General features: G+C 39.2%; 16 protein-coding genes. 4 read left to right on the top strand and 12 right to left on the bottom strand.

Going from position 1 to position 17,265, the window contains the following annotated elements; genetic code table 11:
• Positions 1–3: 3 nt before the first annotated feature.
• On the top strand, positions 4–1,359 hold the full coding sequence (locus tag RWP19_RS04095; protein ID WP_314356569.1) for an MFS transporter: 1,356 nt from the start codon (positions 4–6) through the stop codon (positions 1,357–1,359).
• Between the two features lie 358 nt (positions 1,360–1,717).
• Here the strand turns inward: RWP19_RS04095 and RWP19_RS04090 are convergent, their stop codons facing one another.
• The 5 genes from RWP19_RS04090 to sfsA form a co-directional block, all read right to left on the bottom strand.
• The gene (locus RWP19_RS04090; protein WP_295210977.1) at positions 1,718–2,089 is read right to left on the bottom strand and encodes a hypothetical protein; all 372 of its coding nucleotides are present in this window, start codon (positions 2,087–2,089) and stop codon (positions 1,718–1,720) included.
• Positions 2,090–2,165: 76 nt separating this feature from the next.
• Positions 2,166–4,637: a DNA gyrase subunit A gene (gene gyrA / locus RWP19_RS04085; protein ID WP_314356568.1), complete on the bottom strand. Its 2,472-nt coding sequence runs from the start codon at positions 4,635–4,637 to the stop codon at positions 2,166–2,168.
• 106 nt (positions 4,638–4,743) lie between these two features.
• A complete protein-coding gene (locus RWP19_RS04080) occupies positions 4,744–5,946 on the bottom strand; it encodes an ATP-binding protein (RefSeq protein ID WP_314356567.1) in 1,203 nt (400 codons plus the stop codon).
• Between the two features lie 224 nt (positions 5,947–6,170).
• A complete protein-coding gene (locus RWP19_RS04075) occupies positions 6,171–6,965 on the bottom strand; it encodes a hypothetical protein (RefSeq protein WP_314356566.1) in 795 nt (264 codons plus the stop codon).
• Between the two features lie 226 nt (positions 6,966–7,191).
• The gene (sfsA, locus tag RWP19_RS04070; RefSeq protein WP_314356658.1) at positions 7,192–8,355 is read right to left on the bottom strand and encodes a DNA/RNA nuclease SfsA; all 1,164 of its coding nucleotides are present in this window, start codon (positions 8,353–8,355) and stop codon (positions 7,192–7,194) included.
• Between the two features lie 384 nt (positions 8,356–8,739).
• On the opposite strand from sfsA, the gene RWP19_RS04065 reads away from it, so the two are divergent.
• From RWP19_RS04065 to RWP19_RS04055, 3 genes are all read left to right on the top strand, one after another.
• Positions 8,740–9,696, top strand: a complete 957-nt coding sequence (locus RWP19_RS04065) for a DUF1858 domain-containing protein (protein ID WP_060924850.1) — start codon at positions 8,740–8,742, stop codon at positions 9,694–9,696.
• Position 9,697: 1 nt separating this feature from the next.
• The gene (locus tag RWP19_RS04060; protein ID WP_314356565.1) at positions 9,698–10,366 is read left to right on the top strand and encodes a hypothetical protein; all 669 of its coding nucleotides are present in this window, start codon (positions 9,698–9,700) and stop codon (positions 10,364–10,366) included.
• 247 nt (positions 10,367–10,613) lie between these two features.
• Positions 10,614–10,901: a cupin domain-containing protein gene (locus tag RWP19_RS04055; protein WP_009351598.1), complete on the top strand. Its 288-nt coding sequence runs from the start codon at positions 10,614–10,616 to the stop codon at positions 10,899–10,901.
• Between the two features lie 65 nt (positions 10,902–10,966).
• On the opposite strand, the gene RWP19_RS04050 is transcribed toward RWP19_RS04055, so the two are convergent.
• The 7 genes from RWP19_RS04050 to hydF all read right to left on the bottom strand — a co-directional run bounded on the left by RWP19_RS04050 (position 10,967) and on the right by hydF (position 17,009).
• Positions 10,967–11,425 carry an OmpH family outer membrane protein gene (locus RWP19_RS04050; protein WP_314356564.1) on the bottom strand — a complete coding sequence of 153 codons (459 nt, stop codon included), beginning with the start codon at positions 11,423–11,425 and terminating at the stop codon, positions 10,967–10,969.
• Between the two features lie 259 nt (positions 11,426–11,684).
• Entirely contained in the window at positions 11,685–12,062 is a 378-nt protein-coding gene (locus RWP19_RS04045) for a GerW family sporulation protein (protein ID WP_005384862.1), read from the bottom strand.
• Positions 12,063–12,217: 155 nt separating this feature from the next.
• Complete coding sequence (locus RWP19_RS04040) at positions 12,218–13,357, bottom strand: hypothetical protein (RefSeq protein WP_314356657.1); 1,140 nt, start codon at positions 13,355–13,357, stop codon at positions 12,218–12,220.
• Between the two features lie 29 nt (positions 13,358–13,386).
• On the bottom strand, positions 13,387–13,965 hold the full coding sequence (locus RWP19_RS04035; RefSeq protein WP_295209359.1) for a cob(I)yrinic acid a,c-diamide adenosyltransferase: 579 nt from the start codon (positions 13,963–13,965) through the stop codon (positions 13,387–13,389).
• Positions 13,966–14,159: 194 nt separating this feature from the next.
• Entirely contained in the window at positions 14,160–15,113 is a 954-nt protein-coding gene (locus RWP19_RS04030; RefSeq protein ID WP_314356563.1) for a M23 family metallopeptidase, read from the bottom strand.
• 12 nt (positions 15,114–15,125) lie between these two features.
• Positions 15,126–15,647: a DUF4446 family protein gene (locus RWP19_RS04025; protein WP_314356562.1), complete on the bottom strand. Its 522-nt coding sequence runs from the start codon at positions 15,645–15,647 to the stop codon at positions 15,126–15,128.
• Positions 15,648–15,743: 96 nt separating this feature from the next.
• Positions 15,744–17,009, bottom strand: a complete 1,266-nt coding sequence (gene hydF, locus RWP19_RS04020) for a [FeFe] hydrogenase H-cluster maturation GTPase HydF (RefSeq protein WP_314356561.1) — start codon at positions 17,007–17,009, stop codon at positions 15,744–15,746.
• Between the last annotated feature and the right edge of the window lie 256 nt (positions 17,010–17,265).

The following is a 17,265-nucleotide window of genomic DNA, read 5'->3' as shown; positions in this document are numbered from 1 at the left end:
TTTATGAATAAACAATTGCAAGATTTACTCATAACAATTGTTGCAGGTATGGGAATGTTATTATCCACTCTTGATACAGGAATCATCAATATAGCATTACCCTTTTTTAAAGATCAATTTCAAACTTCAACTGATATTGTAGCATTCACAATAACCGGTTATACTTTAGCTTTAGCTATCTCTATTCTACCTTTAGGCGTATTAAGCGATAGATTTGGAAAGTTAAAAATTTCTTATTTAGGATTCGTGCTTTTAGGTCTGAGTTCTTTATTTTGTGGATTGGTTGACAATATCAATTTGTTGATTATTGGACGAATTTTTCAAGGCATAGGAGCTGCTGCTTTACAAGCTACTTCTATAGCACTAATTACAACTTTAGTTTCTGAAAATCATAAAAACAGCTCTATTGGTATCCTAGGAATTATGATTGGTCTAGGACCCATCCTAGGACCCTCTTTGGGCGGAATCATACTTTCCTTAAGTTTCTGGCAACTTATTTTCTGGATAAATATTCCTTTTGTAATTCTCGGAATTGCATGTAATAGTTTTCTTCTCAATAAACTCTCCGAGAAAATCAACAGACGGAAATTAGATATTCTTGGAATTACCATAAACGCGCTAATGCTTGTTTCTCTCTTATTAGGATTATCTTTATTGAACCAATCACGTCTATTCGTAATTGGTATAATCCTGATATTATCTAGCTTGTTACTCGGAATTATATTTTACTATGTACAACTTAATAACAAACACGCACTTATCGACATCAAAGGACTAAAAAATAATCCTCAAATAATTTCTTACCTTTTTCAAACAGTTGCCTTCGGCTTTGCCTCCGCAATGATATTTTTACTTCCCCCCTTCATTTTTGAACAATCATATCATCTAGAAATAGGGCAAACTGGATTTCTTGTTCTAGGAGCTCCTGCAGGACTGGTTCTTTTTTCAAGAATATCCAGTAAAATCAATGACGGCAATAAAAATAAACTATTCAGCCATATTGGTCTAAGTATTATTATCATATCCTTGATCTTTCTTTTACTGATTAATCCTAACTGGCCTTATCAACTTTTAACATTAGGATTATTTATTTACGGTATTGGTGGAGGATACTTTCAACCTGCTAATATTACCAGTATCATGCAAGCCAGTCCTATGGAAATACAAGGAAGTACAGGAGCTTTGCAACGAATGCTGCAAAATGTTGCGATTTCAATTGGTTCAGCTATTGGTGCAACTTGCTTAAATATCTGGTCAAATGATTTATTATTAGCCACTCGAATTGGATGGGGAATTACACTAATTCTGGTTATTATAAGTTTAAAAGAAGTATTTAAATTTTCCCATCATAATAGTTAATACAATCTAATCCAGAGGGTGGTATGCAGAGCCCTATGGAATAAAAGAATATTAGCGGTTAAGGGATACCAATACTAATACTAAGGTAATTTAGTAAAGAAAAGACCCAACACTGCTATGAAAACGACTTAGCTTATTCCTCTAGGAACGTCTAGCAAGACCCCTATGGGCTTTAAATAATCCAATAGATTTGAAGGCTGATATTCGCCCTTTAAGATTAGTAAGAAAATAGAAAGCCCCGAACTGTTCTGAAAATGACTTAGGTCACTATGGAGGCTTTCAGGATAGTTCGGGGCTACTATACGTTCTGAATATCTAAATAGACAGAGCGAATATCAGCTTCTATTAAATTGTTGGATTATTTACCCCATAGGGCCTTCATAACTTCCGCCCCCATGGTATCATCTTCAATTTTTGTAGGTTTTTGTGCTTCTTTACTGGACAACAATGCTACGCCTGCAGCACTGTATACTGTTGTATCAAGTTCTGTCCAAGTTTTTTCTTTACGGTCAATACGTACTGTGTAGATGTATGTGAAACCTTCTACATTGTTAATTTTAACAAGTACAGTGGCCGCATCATCTGTTTTATATACAGAAGAGTTATCGATGAACCATGCTGCATCATCAGAATCGGCATCGATATAGTACCAATCGGCAGCACTTGCTTGACCAAAGCCACCTAAGAATAAAACCCCTGCTGCAAACATAGCAGCTAACCATTTTTTCATTTCTAAACTCCTTAACGCTAGAAGCGACCATCTAGGATGGCCGCCTATAGATTCTTACATATACTAGTAAAACAAATTATTCTACTTCTTCATCGTCGATTTCAGCACTTGGAATCACAGCAATGCTAGCTACTTTATCACCTTCGTCAAGGTTTTGTGTTTTCACACCAGAAATAGCTTTACCTTTCTTCACAGCGATATCGTTCATATTGAAGCGGATAATTTTGCCTTGTTCAGAGATAAGCATAACTTCATCATCATTGTGAACAACTTCTACGGCTACTACATCACCAGTTTTGTTCGTAATTTTGAAGTTTTTAGAGCCTTTACCACCGCGTTTTTGCAATGTGTAAGCTTCTGCATCATTGCGTTTACCAAAACCTTCTTCGGAAATAGTGAACACTTGTGCTTCGCTTTCATCAGAATTAAGAACACCAGCGCCTACCACTACGTCGCCAGCATTGAGTTTAATGCCCCGTACACCGTGAGCCGCACGTTTCATAAGGCGTGCATCGTTTTCGTTGAAGCGGATAGCAATACCTGATTTAGTACCAATTAAGATATCTTGGTTACCAGTCGTTACGCTTACGGAAATCAAGTGATCCCCTTCGTCGAGATTAATAGCATTGAGACCAGAACGACGGATGTTGCGATATTCTTCGATAGCTGTGCGTTTTACAACGCCGAACTCAGTTACCATGAATAAGTTTACATCTTCTTGAATGCGTTCAAGGTCGATCATAGTCGTAACAGATTCGCCTACAGCTAGTGGCAATACATTAACCATAGCGGTACCGCGAGAGTTGCGGGAACCTGCTTCTGGCACTTCATATGCTTTGAGGCGGTATGTACGACCAGTAGACGTGAAGAACAACAATGTATTATGCGTACGAACATGCATAATTTGTGTTACATAATCGTCTTCCTTCGTCTTCATGCCGATAACGCCAGCGCCACCTTTATGTTGGTTGCGATATACGTTGGCATTCATCCGTTTGATGTAACCTTGTTTAGTCAAGGTAATAACCATCTCTTCGTCAGCGATAAGGTCTTCTACATCAAGGTCGGACGTATCGATAGTGATTTCAGAACGACGAGGGTCGCCGTATTTCTTCTTCATATCTTCGAGTTCGTCTTTGATGATTTGACGTTGACGTGCTTCACTAGCCAAGATAGCTTTCAAGTCTTCGATCAATGCCAACAATTCTTTGTATTCCTCTTCGATTTTCTCACGTTCCAAACCTGTTAAACGGCGTAAACGCATGTCGAGGATGGCTACTGCTTGTTTTTCTGAAAGCCCGAATTTTTGCATCAATGCGTTACGTGCGTTTTCGTCAGTTTGAGAACTGCGGATTGTAGCGATAACTTCATCGATGTGGTCGAGGGCGATCAACAAGCCTTCCAAGATGTGAGCACGCGCTTCAGCTTTGTTAAGCTCGAATTGAGTACGACGTACGATTACATTAAGACGGTGATCTAAGTAGTAACCCAATACTTCTTTCAAATTCAATACGCGAGGATGACCATCTACGAGGGCCAACATAATCACGCCGAAAGATTCTTGAAGTTGAGTGTGTTTATATAGTTTGTTAAGAACGATATCTGGTTGCACGTCAGCGCGCAATTCGATAACGATGCGCATACCTTGACGGTCAGATTCATCGCGAAGTGCTGTGATGCCATCAATAACCTTGTCACGGCTCAAGTTCGCAATCGTTTCGATAACGCGAGCCTTGTTAACTTGGTATGGAATCTCAGTCACTACGATTTTATGCTTGCCCTTCGCCATTTCTTCAATGGTTGCACGAGCGCGCATTTTTACGCTACCACGACCTGTGGAGTACGCTTTTTTAATGCCTTCCCGGCCCAAAATGAGCGCCCCAGTCGGGAAGTCTGGGCCTTTGATTTGTGTCATCAATTCGTCCACAGTTACATCCGGATTATCGATGAGCATGGTAAGGCCATTACATACCTCGTTAAGGTTGTGCGGTGGAATATTTGTCGCCATCCCTACGGCGATACCGCTGGAACCATTGATGAGAAGATTTGGAATCTTCGCTGGCAATACAGTAGGTTCTTGCAAGCTTTCATCATAGTTCGGCATGAAATCAACAGTTTCCTTGTCGATATCAGCGAGCATTTCTTGCGTAATTTTTGCCATACGTACTTCGGTATAACGCATCGCAGCGGCACTATCGCCGTCGATGGAACCAAAGTTACCGTGGCCGTCTACCAAGAGGTAGCGCGTATTGAAATCTTGCGCCAAACGTACAGTAGCGTCGTAAACAGAACTATCACCATGTGGATGATATTTACCGAGTACGTCACCGACGATACGAGCGGATTTCTTGTACGGTTTATTTGGCGTCATGCCTGTTTCGTGCATCGCGTACAAAATACGACGATGTACTGGTTTCAAGCCATCACGCACATCAGGAAGAGCACGCATTACGATTACGGACATCGCATAATCGATATAGGCGTTCTTCATTTCTTTATCAATCTGAACGGGATGAATATTCCCGTGGGACCATTGTTGGTCTGCCACAATCTCACCTCATTTTACTAACACTATAATAGAATTATCATATAATTATAGCATTTTTAAGGGCTAAACGCTAATATTATAGGCATTTTTGTGAAAGCTACTTTACCTACTCTAGTAGCCAATCTAAAACATTCTTTTGCTCTATACCATTATGATTATCTGTTTTATGTAACACATCCATTGTAAGTAAATATTTAGGATAGTTATCATCAAGTTGCTCTAATGGTGATAATTCACGTCGTAACGTAGTATCCTCCATTACGGTATAGCTTACTTGATAATATTCTAAACGATGTGGCTTTTTAGCTACAAAATCTATTTCACCATTTTGTAGATACCCTACATAAACACGGTAACCACGTCTAATTAATTCCAAATATACAATATTCTCGAGTATATGACCGCGATCTGAATCTGTACGGCTTAATAAAAACTTACGGAATGCACTATCTACAACATAATATTTAGCATTTCGCTGCAATAACGCTTTTCCCTTTACATCAAATCGGTCAACTTCATAGATTAAAAGACCATCTTTGAGACCTTGTAAATATTTCTCAACCGTCTTATTATCCGTTTTGCGACCATAACTAGTGAGCGTATTCGCAATTTTCGTTGGATTAATCAAACTCCCTATATTAGCTAATAAATATTTAATAATATCCAATAATAAAGGCACATCTGTAATTTTTAATCTCGTCACAATATCTTTCAGAACAACCGTATTAAGAATACTTTCTAAATATTCATCAATACTTTCATCATCTTCAACATGTACAAGCCTAGGGAAGGAACTATGCTCGATATACAAATTGTATATATCCATATCTAACAAGTTTTGCTGACTATATGCACTATGAAATTCTTTAAAAGAAAGAGGTAACATCTCTATTTGTACATATCTTCCAGTTAACAATGTAGCAATGTCAGAAGACATAAAATATGCATTTGAACCTGTAATATAAATATCCACATTAGGTTTGATAAATAAACTCCCTACGACCTTCTCAAATTGTGGTACATGCTGCACTTCATCTAAAAATACATACATGGGAGTCTCTGAAATCAATCGTTCTACTATATACTCATGGAGGGCATGATACTCCTGTAGCGATTCAAACTTTAAATCTTCAAAATTAATAGAAATGATTTGATTGGCTTTCACACCACTAGCTAATAATTCTTGTTTAAACAACTCAAATAATGTAGATTTGCCGCATCGACGCACACCTGAAACGACTTTGATTACATCTTGATCTTTATGACGCCTTAAAAACTCTAAATATTGCTCGCGTTGAATTAAAGGCATTATAACCTCCTTATCTCAACAATATTCACTATTATTGCAACGAGTAGAAACATAAATTAGGATAGTAATCCTAATCCATCTTACTTTTAACCAAAACAGGGATTACAATCCTTATCCCTTTAAATTATATCATATTTTAGGATTACAATCCTTATTTACTTCAACTATATAAAATTCTAGGATTGCAATCCCTAAACAATCGTTTTATCATCTTACCAGTCAAATCAAATAGACTGACGTACCATATGATCTAAAATGTTAACAAAGTCTCGTTCCACACCAGTTGTATCGTTAGCAGTACTGCCAATGCCTGTTAGCATGGTTTCTTTCCAGTCATTTTTTCCCATAAATCTAAAGCCTATCAAGTACTTAGCTTTTGTTTTATCCTCTTCCCCATTTGGCAAATAGTAAAAGCCTATGCTTCTTTCAGTGTGTAACAGTGCTGGATTATCTTGCGGTTTATATTGGCTATATATAGATTTCATAAAGGAAAGAACATCTTCACCCTTTACAGATTTATCGACAAAAACAATCTCATCGTATGTAAATAAAGGTATCTTATTAGTTCCTGCTACACGTGTCGCTTTAGATTTAGCTAACTCCAACGCCTCCTCATGAGTGGCCATCCGCATGCTATACCGCTTAGCACTCTCCACCAAAGAAGAATTCAAATGAACTAGATACGCCTGAGAATAAGCAAAATCAGCATTATTATCACGTTCACCACCAGGTGCAGGCAAAGTTGGACTATGCATCACAGAATTTATAGTAAAAGAAAAACCATTGCTTTCATCATAAAAAACATACACATTTCGCTGGAAAGGCTTCTCCTGTTCCACTACAGAAGACTGGAGAACAAGACTAGGATGCACAACAGAAAACTCCTTCTCCACACTAGCCTTGATATCCTCTGGCGTGGCCGGATCACCGTTCTCCGTAGTCCACACAAAAGAACAACCGCCTAATACAACACTACAAATACCAACGACAACCAACAACACACACCTAAACAACGTCATACACAACTCCCCTTTCTCTCCATTTAATAGCTTTAGAATGAATATGCTAATGCATATGGTTTATAGATTAAAGCTATTATGGATGGGACTTATTCATATGTGATGTTATAAAAAAGACAGTCCCTTATGAATGAGCGACTTAGGTCACTATGGAGCGAAGAAATAAGGGACTGTCTTTTTTAACAAACGCTACACGAATGTAACTGGGCCCCATCCATAATAGCAACTAACATTCAACCATCTCATCTAGCATATTCATTCTGTAAAGTTCCACTACGTCCATGAATTCTTTATTGTGTATCGGATTTTCCGTCATCCCAAATAAGTGGCTATTACAGTTACAGTCGGAGCATCCAAATTTAGGTACGTCCCATTCAGCAACACCACGTACCGCATCAGCGAGAGCACATTCCGCATCAGCCCAGCTAGTTCGAATCGGTAGACCTGCAATCATTTCGCAGTGACCGCGGAAGTAGTCTAGATGCCAGTGCATTTTCTTCCGTTTTCTCTTATGGCGCTCAATGCGCTTCGTTAAATTCGCCTTCGCAGAGCCTACGTACATATAGTAACCTGCCTTGAAATGCATCATTCCTTTAGATCCGATCTCAAGGTCTAGATCATGGTCGAGATGCATGACCATCACATACACGCCACTATCGTAAGCTTCTGTGTCAAGAATTCTACTAGGATAGGAGCATTCACGTGTTACGGTCGGCATAGTAAAAGTCTCATCCCACGCCACTGCAACAGCTTTCCAATCTAAAGACGGTGCCACCTCTTTGAAGGTTTTAGCAAATTCTAAATCTGTATGGTAGTCCGGTAAGAACCACTGCGCTCTATCCCATTGTACGAGGAATAGAACCCCTGTATGGTAGCCTTCGTTTTGTAGTTCTTTCAAATGTAGTAAATGCTTACGCCCTCGCTCTGTAATGGCATCAGGGAACATAGCTCCCGTTTTAGAGAATAACGTACAAGACTTAACCTCTAACAGGAACTCATCGCCTTTATCATTGGTGAGAAACAAGTCAAAGCGAGATGATGTACCGTGTAGTTTAACCGTATACTCTCGTCGTACAACGCGCCACTCTTCCCAGCCAGGGACAAGTTTATTTTCAATCAAATACTGTGCTACATCATTACTGTAGTTAGTGTCGAGCATAATCACGACGCCATCGCGCTCGATGCCGACCACACGATATTTCGTTTTTGCATCCGGTTTATCATGAGGCACAATGTACATCGTTACACCCGTAAACAATAGCTCCCACATGCGACCAGGATTTGGCAAATGAGCGAGCACACTTTCACCATTCAAATCTAAGGTCACCACAAAACGGTTCGGACGGCTTATATATGTTGCTTTCAAAATTGTATCGTAAAGGACCTTCATCATATCTCCTATATCAATCATATTCTATACATTTATTATACGATAAGTGACCTAAATGTTTCACGTGAAAACATTATCGTATATAATCATAGATAGTATTAATAATTAATATTGAAATTTTTCATTTTTGTAGCTTAGGTTACATTATTACGTGTTAAAATAGTTTATACTAAGAACATCGGGTCAGTATTTAATACCCGTACTGATCGTTACGCCGGGTTTTGATGAGGCATCGCCTAGTTGATCTCATCACGCTGTTCGTATACGTGCGAAGCTTTCACAAAACCCAATGGCGTGTATAAATTATATACAAAGAATTATATAGATTAACTAAGTAGTTTAAGCCACTATTCTCCGCAGAGAGGGCTCGGGAAAGGATCTAACATGGCACAAATTGCAGCAAATTTACAACGCATTAAAAACGGTCAACGCCGTTATGCAATTACACCTCGCGTTCCTGCAGGTTTCATTCAACCAGAACAATTACAAAAATATATCGACGTAGCTAATGAGTTCGGCGCCGTTCTTAAATTGACTGGCAGTCAACGCATTATGATTACGAATTTGAAAGCAGAAGACGTAGATAAAGCTTGGGAAATGCTCGGCATGGAGCCAGCGTACACTGTATCTAATCGCGTGCGCAGCGTAAAAATCTGCCCAGGTACTACATTCTGTAAACGTGCTAAACAAGATAGCGTACATCTTGGCATGCAAATTGAGCGCAAATATTTATCTCAAGAAATGCCAAGCAAAATGAAAATCGGCGTGTCCGGTTGTCTTAACTCTTGTACTGAAAGCCGCATGAAAGACGTTGGCATTATCGGTACTGTAGAGGGTTGGAATGTTTACGCTGGCGGTAGCGGCGGTGCTCATCCACGCATCGGCGACCTCATCGCTGAAGTAACAACTGAAAAAGAAGCTCTTGCATTAGTAGATCGTATCATTGCATACTATAAAGAGAATGCACAAATCGAGCGCATGGGCGAATTCATTGACCGCATTGGTTTAGAGGCTTTCAAAGCGGCTGTATTAGGCGACCTTGAAGGTGCTCCAGCTGAAAGCAAATCCGACGAACCAGCTGTGTTCTTGCCTGGTCATGGTAACGATCCTGAACCAGAAGCACCACGCCTCGAAGAAGGCGCCCCTATTACACCAGATACAATCATTCGCGATATCGTAGATACATATCCAAATGTTGTACCTGTGTTACAAAGCATCGGTATGGGTTGCCTTGGTTGCCCATCTTCTACGGCTGAACCATTATGGCAAGCTGCAGAAATTCACGGTGTTAATGTATACGATTTAGTTCAAAAATTAGAAACAGCACGAAAAGGAGCTTAATATGTCCGCATTCTTAGGTCACATCCATTACTGGTTATATCGTAAAATTCAATTGCTCGTTGAGCGTGAAAACTTGATTTTAGAGAAAACAACTAAGGTTGTTGATGATTTGGCAGAGGAATTGCACTCCATCTCCGTAGATACTTACGGCGAGCCAATCAATCCAAGTATTCCATTAGAAAACATCATCGATCATGGTAATATCCATGGCTGGTTGTCCAACCAAATTAACATCGCATCTGTTCGCGAAGCAGCTTTCATCAAAGATTTGCTCGACACTAACTCCGGCGACGAAGCGGTGAACGTAGTAACAGCTATTCTTGATGCGTTTGCTGTACAAGGCCAAGCATGTGGCGTTGTGGCGCAAGACAATCTTGAGGAACACACTGCACCAGCGATTTACAATGCGTTGCAAAACTTCTACGTAAATGGCATGCCTTGCGATGGTGGTGACCAAGTTGTTTCTGAAAGCCCTGACGAATTCACATGGGTTGGCGATCACAGATTACAAGCAGGCTACTGGCGTACAGCAGGCGTTGATCCTAAGTTCATGGCACTTGCGTACCAAACATGGTTCGAAGCCTTTGTAAAAGCGGTAGATCCAAACTTTGAACTTGTAACGACTGAAGAAAACGGCACACGTTTATATACAATCAAGAAAAATAAATAATAAATACATAACATTTCGTTTGTTTAGGAACTATAAACGAATAAAAAGCAAAAAGCGAACGTAAAATTTTACGTTCGTTTTTTCATGTCTAAAATTTTATATATATTTTGTAAAACTGTAGCTACAGGCACAGCATTGATAAGCAATATCATTTATAATATAAATATAAGGTAATTACACAAGTTAATTTAATTAAGTGATAGCGTCAGCTTTCAAAACATAAAAAGCTAGAATTAGGAGGTCTATTATGGCAGGCACAGTTAATCAAGAATTAGGTTTATTATTCCAAGGTCCTAACTATGTAATCGTAAAAAAAGGCGGCAAAGCTGGTGAACAAGTTGAAAAACACAATCACCCAGAAGCAAATGTCATCTTTACAGTAGTAAAAGGTAAAGTACAAGTCTTCCTTAACGAAACTGAAGAACATGTACTTGTACCAGGCCAAGTATTAGAATTCAACGGCGACAACTACATCCAAGCAACTCTTGTTGAAGACAGCGAATTCGTAGTAAACCTTATTCATAAACCAGAATAAATACCAATACTAAACATAAAAAAGCCCTCTAGTTGATAGTTCAACTAGAGGGCCATTTTTATATATTATTTTTTAAGACGGCTAATTACTTCGTTAGTAATGTTTTCGATTTTGCTGTTAGCGTCAGCAGCACGGATTGTGTATGGATCATCCAATATTACATCCATTTTTTTCTCAACACGAATGTTTTCAACTGCATTATGAATTGCTTGCATCATAGGTTGAGCAATTTTATTGATTTCTTCGTTTTCTTTTTGAAGCAATGGAGCTACAGATTTATTGAATTCAGCTTCTGCTTGAGTTTGATCTTGAATTTTTTCAATTTCTTGTACTTTTTTCTCAATTTGTGGACGATATTGAGCGTCTACTTGTTGCATTTTCATATCTAATGCACCATAGCCAGGGTAGCTATTTACTACTTGGCTCATATTCACTAAGCCAATGTTAGCAGCACTTGCTACTGCAGCAGTAGCAGACATAGCACCAACGATAGCTAGGGTAGTTAATTTTTTAGATAATTTCATCTGAAATCCTCCTCGAAATAAAAGTGTCACTATACAATCCAATAGTGTACTATTTTTACTATAACAAATCTCGCTAACTTTCACAAGACTATGTTACATAGCATAATAAAGCCCTATGAAATGCTTATGAAAGTCTATAGAAGTTAAAATAATACCCACAGGCATGCCCTGAAGCTAAAATTGCAGTCGTTACGGACACATTCAGAGCACACATGTGGGTATCACGGCTTTCACCTATTATTTATAATTCGTTACCGAATTATTGTTCATCGTTCAAATAAATGTATTTATCGGATTTCAATTTAGACACGAGGTCAGGTACCAAACCGATAAGACGATCGAAGCTACTGCTGTAAGGGTTGCCTTTAATGTTGAACAACTCGATGCGTTCGCCTTTAATAACGAGGATAGCACTTGGTTCCATTTTGGCACCGCCGCCACCGCCACCACATTCGTGGTTTTTGTTAGCAGTGTTATGGTTTGTACCAGTGCCGAAACCAAATGTTACGTCTACGAATGGAACAAGTGTAGTATCGCCGATTTGCACAGCTTCGCCGACTACAGTTTCTACCTTAATCATATTTTTGAATTTCTCGAATAGGACTTCCAAATTCTCTTTTACATTACTGTTCTCCATCACAGTACCTCCGCTTTTTATGAAAGTATCATTGCTGTACGTTCAATACTTAGGTTTTTATACTATGTATTTACTTCTATATGACATATACATTATCTATAGACCTTATATATTGTCTTAATACAGCTCATTTACTTAGTTGACTTAATATATCCTTACGCTGTTTGACCTTGTTCGGCTTTCAGCTTTTCTAACTGCTTAGCTTCCTTCCGTTTAACCCAGAAGACGCGAGCGCTCTCACCCAATAGGGAACGCATTGGTTTAGATAGCAAGAATCTTGTACCATGCCACGCCATGACAGCTAAAATGATGCGCCCTTTAATATGAGCACTACCTTCACCAGCCCAATTTACATAATCGAGCTCGATGTTCTCAGCTTGTTCAGGCCAAATGCTATACAGCATAGATGCGATAATCCCCATACGATATGGGTCACCGATCCCGAATCGACCTTCTATGGCCACATCGCGTGGTTTAGAGTGGTCATAGCATCGCTTCGAAACAAGGAATAGCTGGTGCCATAATTCTGTATTTTGTACATGTTTCATGAACCAGAATGTAGGAATTTTAGACTTGAATGATGCCACCGGATCGTTTGGATCTGGTTTTTCAAAACGATGTTTAACCGTCGTTTTGAGGTCTTTCACCTTCGTAAATACCTTTTCCTTGATAGAACCGTCACTGTTGAAAGTAACGCGGCTCACTGTTTCGTCATCGCTTTTAATATGGGATGTTGGATCTTGCTGAATCGAATCATACCGATCAGCACGAGCCTGAGCATCCATATCCTTAGAAGCTTGTTCAGGGCGTTCAATACGCTCATTTGGATTTTGAGAAGTTCCTGCTCCTGGCGCTTCTTCATCACTAAAGGTAGCGTCAGAATGTTTTGAACTCTTTAAACCATCAAAGCTAGTACCGCTCGAGCTTGCAGAAGGGCCTTGTCCTCCTCCTTGCATCGCCTTCGCAAAAGCTTCTGCTTGCGACATATCATCGTCTTCGTCCACAACTTTTTGGTATTCTTCGTCTACACGATTTTCAAGCCAATCTTCATAGTCTTTTACAGGTCCAATCTTAAGCATACCCAAAATGTATAATTCCTTAAAAAATGGTTTGTCCTGCAAATACGCTAGATGCAATGAAAATACACGCCACAGCCATTTAACGCGCACCTCACCACGATAAGGCGAACGTCCATTGATTTCGATGCTATATGTGATTGGTGTCAGTAGGATAATCAAGATGAGTGCTGCAATGATGGCCACAATAATGATGGCCACAATAGCCACTGTACTCAACCACATCACCTCCTTAGGTGTACCTATGATTAGTTTTCAATACCTTTTCGAGCCATTACACCTTGAAGGTAGTAATGTTTAACCTCTTTCATTTCCGTTACAAGGTCTGCCTCATCGATTAATTCTTGAGGAGCCCCACGGCCCGTAAATACAAGTTCCGTTTCCGGATTACGAGCATCGAGCAAAGCTTTTGTTTTATCCCATGTAATGAGTTCAAAGAAGAGTGCCATGTTGTATTCATCAAGAACAACGAGATCGTACTCACCACTGCTAATAGCAGCCAGTGCACGTTCGTAACCTTTTTCAATGAGCGCTACATAGTCCTTTGGCGGATTACCAGACTCAAAGACAACCACTTCATCCCCCCATTTAGCGAGTTCATCCTTGCTCTTCATCCCTTCTTTGATGATAAAGAAAGGCTTGCCCACAGTTTCTAAGGTTAAATTCTGTAAGGTAGGTAAAATAGTATGTTCACTATATACTTTAGATTTCATAAATTGCAAAAAGAGGACTTTCTTGCCAGCACCGATAGCACGGATAGCTAGACCAATAGCAGCGGTCGTTTTGCCCTTGCCTTCGCCGGTATAAACTTGTACATAGGCTTTCATAGATATACCTCCATTCATATACTTTTATTTTACAATATATATATACAAAAGAAAAGAAAAAGAACTTGCTATGAGTACATTTGCACGAATAACAAGTTCTTTTTCCTATGAATTATGTTTTATGTTACATATATTCTATTTTATATTGCGTATATCATAATTGATTTTACATAAATCGTATTGATTTTATCTTTTTAGTTACTAATTGGTAAGAAGATCATAGGATCTGTAGGAGAACCATTGAGACGTACCTCATAGTGAACATGGGCGCCAGTACTTTTACCAGTACTCCCCATCAAGGCTATAGTCTGGCCTTGTTTTACGCTCATCCCTACAGTCACCAATACAGCACTATTATGGCCATAACGCGTTACAAAGCCGTTGCCGTGGTCGATTTCAACAAGGTTACCATAACCGCCCTCTGTATAACCAGCAAAGGTTACAACACCTGCAGCAGTCGCCACAATTGGTGTGCCATAATCATCCGCAATATCTACCCCTTCATGGAAGGCACCAATAGCGCCTGTAACAGGGTCCACACGACTACCGAATGGAGATGTAATAACGCCCTTACTTGGCCAGATACTTGGTGTAGTGTTATTCGTAACACCACCAGAGCCAGCAGAGAAGTTAATGGATTGCATAGCCATAAGGTCTTGCGCCCCACCATCACGAAGGATATTACGCATTGTATAGAAACTAACTAGCAATTTTTGTGCGTCCTTGTCCATTTTGGACAGACGAGCTGATAATTGTGCCGCTGTTAGCGTCTTTACTTCGCTTTCATCAGCGGCTGGCTGCTTTGGGTCGCTACCGTCCCCGCCACCTTGAGATGGTGTGCCAGATTCAGCGCCCTTCAGCATTTGCTTGTTTTCTTCGCTAATTTGATTTAAGTTTTGAATTTTCTTATCTAAAACATCTGTCTTTTGTTGTAACAATTTCAGCTGTTCAGATTGTAATTGTGTCTGTTGACGTAATTGCACAACCTCAGCTTGGCGCACGATGCCCCAAATGCCGAGAACCAATGCAGCGATAATTATGATTAAGCCTACAATAGCCGCAACCTTCGCCTGCTTAGTTGTTAATGTCAATATGCAGTTGTCACCATTTCTTTCAACTTTGTCTGAAATAAATGCCGGTACTTTCAATACAAACCTTCCTTATTTAGAAACGATGGCGCTTGTTAACGCTTCCTCATTGGTGCGCTCGCCCAACGCTTCGTTTAAACTCTCTAATTCTTCTTGTGAAAGACTGACGAGACTTTTACCTTTCACAATGGGTTTACTAAAAATACGGGATTCATTGCGACCGTAAATACTAGAGATACAGATACCGTTATTGTTACCATCAAGCAATGTAAGGGCAAAGGACAAATCATTACCGATATTTTCAAAGGCATTATATTTAATAAAGCCAATTTTTTGTATCGTATTGCTTTGAATATTACGGATTGCCGCTTGCTCGGTCATCATAGTTTCAAGACCCTTCGCAGCATCGCGAATTTCGCTAACCTCTACAGATAATTTACGTTCTAGGCTCGCACCATTCTCCCCTTGCATAAAGAAATCGTATTTCTTTTTAAGGCTTCCTAAGCGAATGTGCAAAATTACACAATACACTAACAACGCAATGACAAGAACGATGGTGGCTATACCAATCCACGGTTGAATCGATTCGAACATGTATATTCCTTTCTATACAATCATTCAAACTTCAACACTTAATTATACCATTCTTATTGTGAAAGTTAAATGACTGTATGCAATTTAATTTAATAACTACCCCTTTAATTCGCTAAGAAATGGGCTTATTGCCCGTTCTAGTATACCATGTAGAGCCGCTATGAGTACACCGTAATTTACGATTGGTGTGCCTTGTACAACAGCGCATTCAATGCGTCGTAATACCTCACGGCGCGTAAGCATACAAGCACCACAATGAATAATTAAATCATACTGAGATACATCTTTTGGGAAGGCTCCCCCACTAGTGAATTCTAGCTGTAAATCTGTATGCCCTTGTTTCTTAAGAAGATTAGGAATTTTTACAGTTCCAATATCATCACATTGACGACGATGTGTACAACCTTCACTGATAAGCACCTTAGAGCCTGATTTTAAATTCTTAATCGCCTCTATACCAGCCACTAAGTCTTGTAGTTTTCCCTTAAAACGTGCCATCAAAATAGAAAAAGACGTCAACGGAATTGTATCAGGTGTTAACTCATCAACGCGATCAAAAGCCTGAGAGTCACATATAACCATTTTGGGTGGTTTCTTAAGAGAGTTAATCATAGCAGGTAACTCTTCTGTTTGGCACACTAGCGCTAAACCTTTATAATCAAGAATTTCTCGAATCGTTTGTACTTGTGGCAAAATAAGGCGCCCTTTTGGAGCAGCACTATCAATAGGACATACAAGGATTATGGTATCCCCCTCTTCTACCAATCCTTGTAAAAGAGTTTGGTCTCCTTCTACATCAAGAGGTGTTAAACCGCCTAATAGATCAAGTAATTCTAAGCGTTTAGCTTTAGATGTAAAATTAGCGAAGCCAATCACTGTGGCTAACTCAGACAAGCCCTTATGAATATCAACATAAGTAGATGTATCTCTTTTATTTTCTATACTGTTCTCTTTATTATTTTCGATGTCATTTTCTGCATTAATTTCATTGATGAATAATGCAATAGGCACATTATTTTGTTTTAAAAGCCCTAACCAATGCATATCATCAGCTGTTGGATCTTCATCAGTACGAAGTACATAAACAGCGAGGTTAATCTTTTTCACTACCTCTTCTGTCTTCTCCATCCGCAATGTACCTAATTCAGTTGTATCGTCTATACCTGCCGTATCAGTTATCACTACAGGCCCTAGGGGCAAAATCTCCATAGATTTACTCACTGGGTCTGTCGTTGTCCCTGCCACCTCAGATACAAGAGATACAGGCTGATCTGTTAACATATTAATCAATGTAGACTTACCAGCGTTACAACGACCGAAAAAGCCGATATGCACGCGATTTGCTTTAGGTGTTTGTTCCATAGTCTATCCTTTTATACAAAAGTTCTTAAATACAGTAAAAGCGTAGCCCGTAGACTACGCTTTCACCGTGGATTGTAAATTGTATTTACATTATACAAAATTGTTCTCAATTTGTCATTAATAAATTCACATAACTCATTCCAAATTTAGTATACCAATTATGTTATTTAATTAAAAATCCACTATATATAGTAATTACATAGTAATAATTAGTAAGAGATTATCTATTGCTATTGCTATTGCTATTGCTATTGCT

Source organism: uncultured Veillonella sp. (assembly GCF_963522475.1).
Lineage (GTDB): Bacteria > Bacillota > Negativicutes > Veillonellales > Veillonellaceae > Veillonella.
The sequence above is the reverse complement of the archived record's forward strand: the minus strand, read 5'-3'. Positions and strand labels throughout refer to the sequence as shown.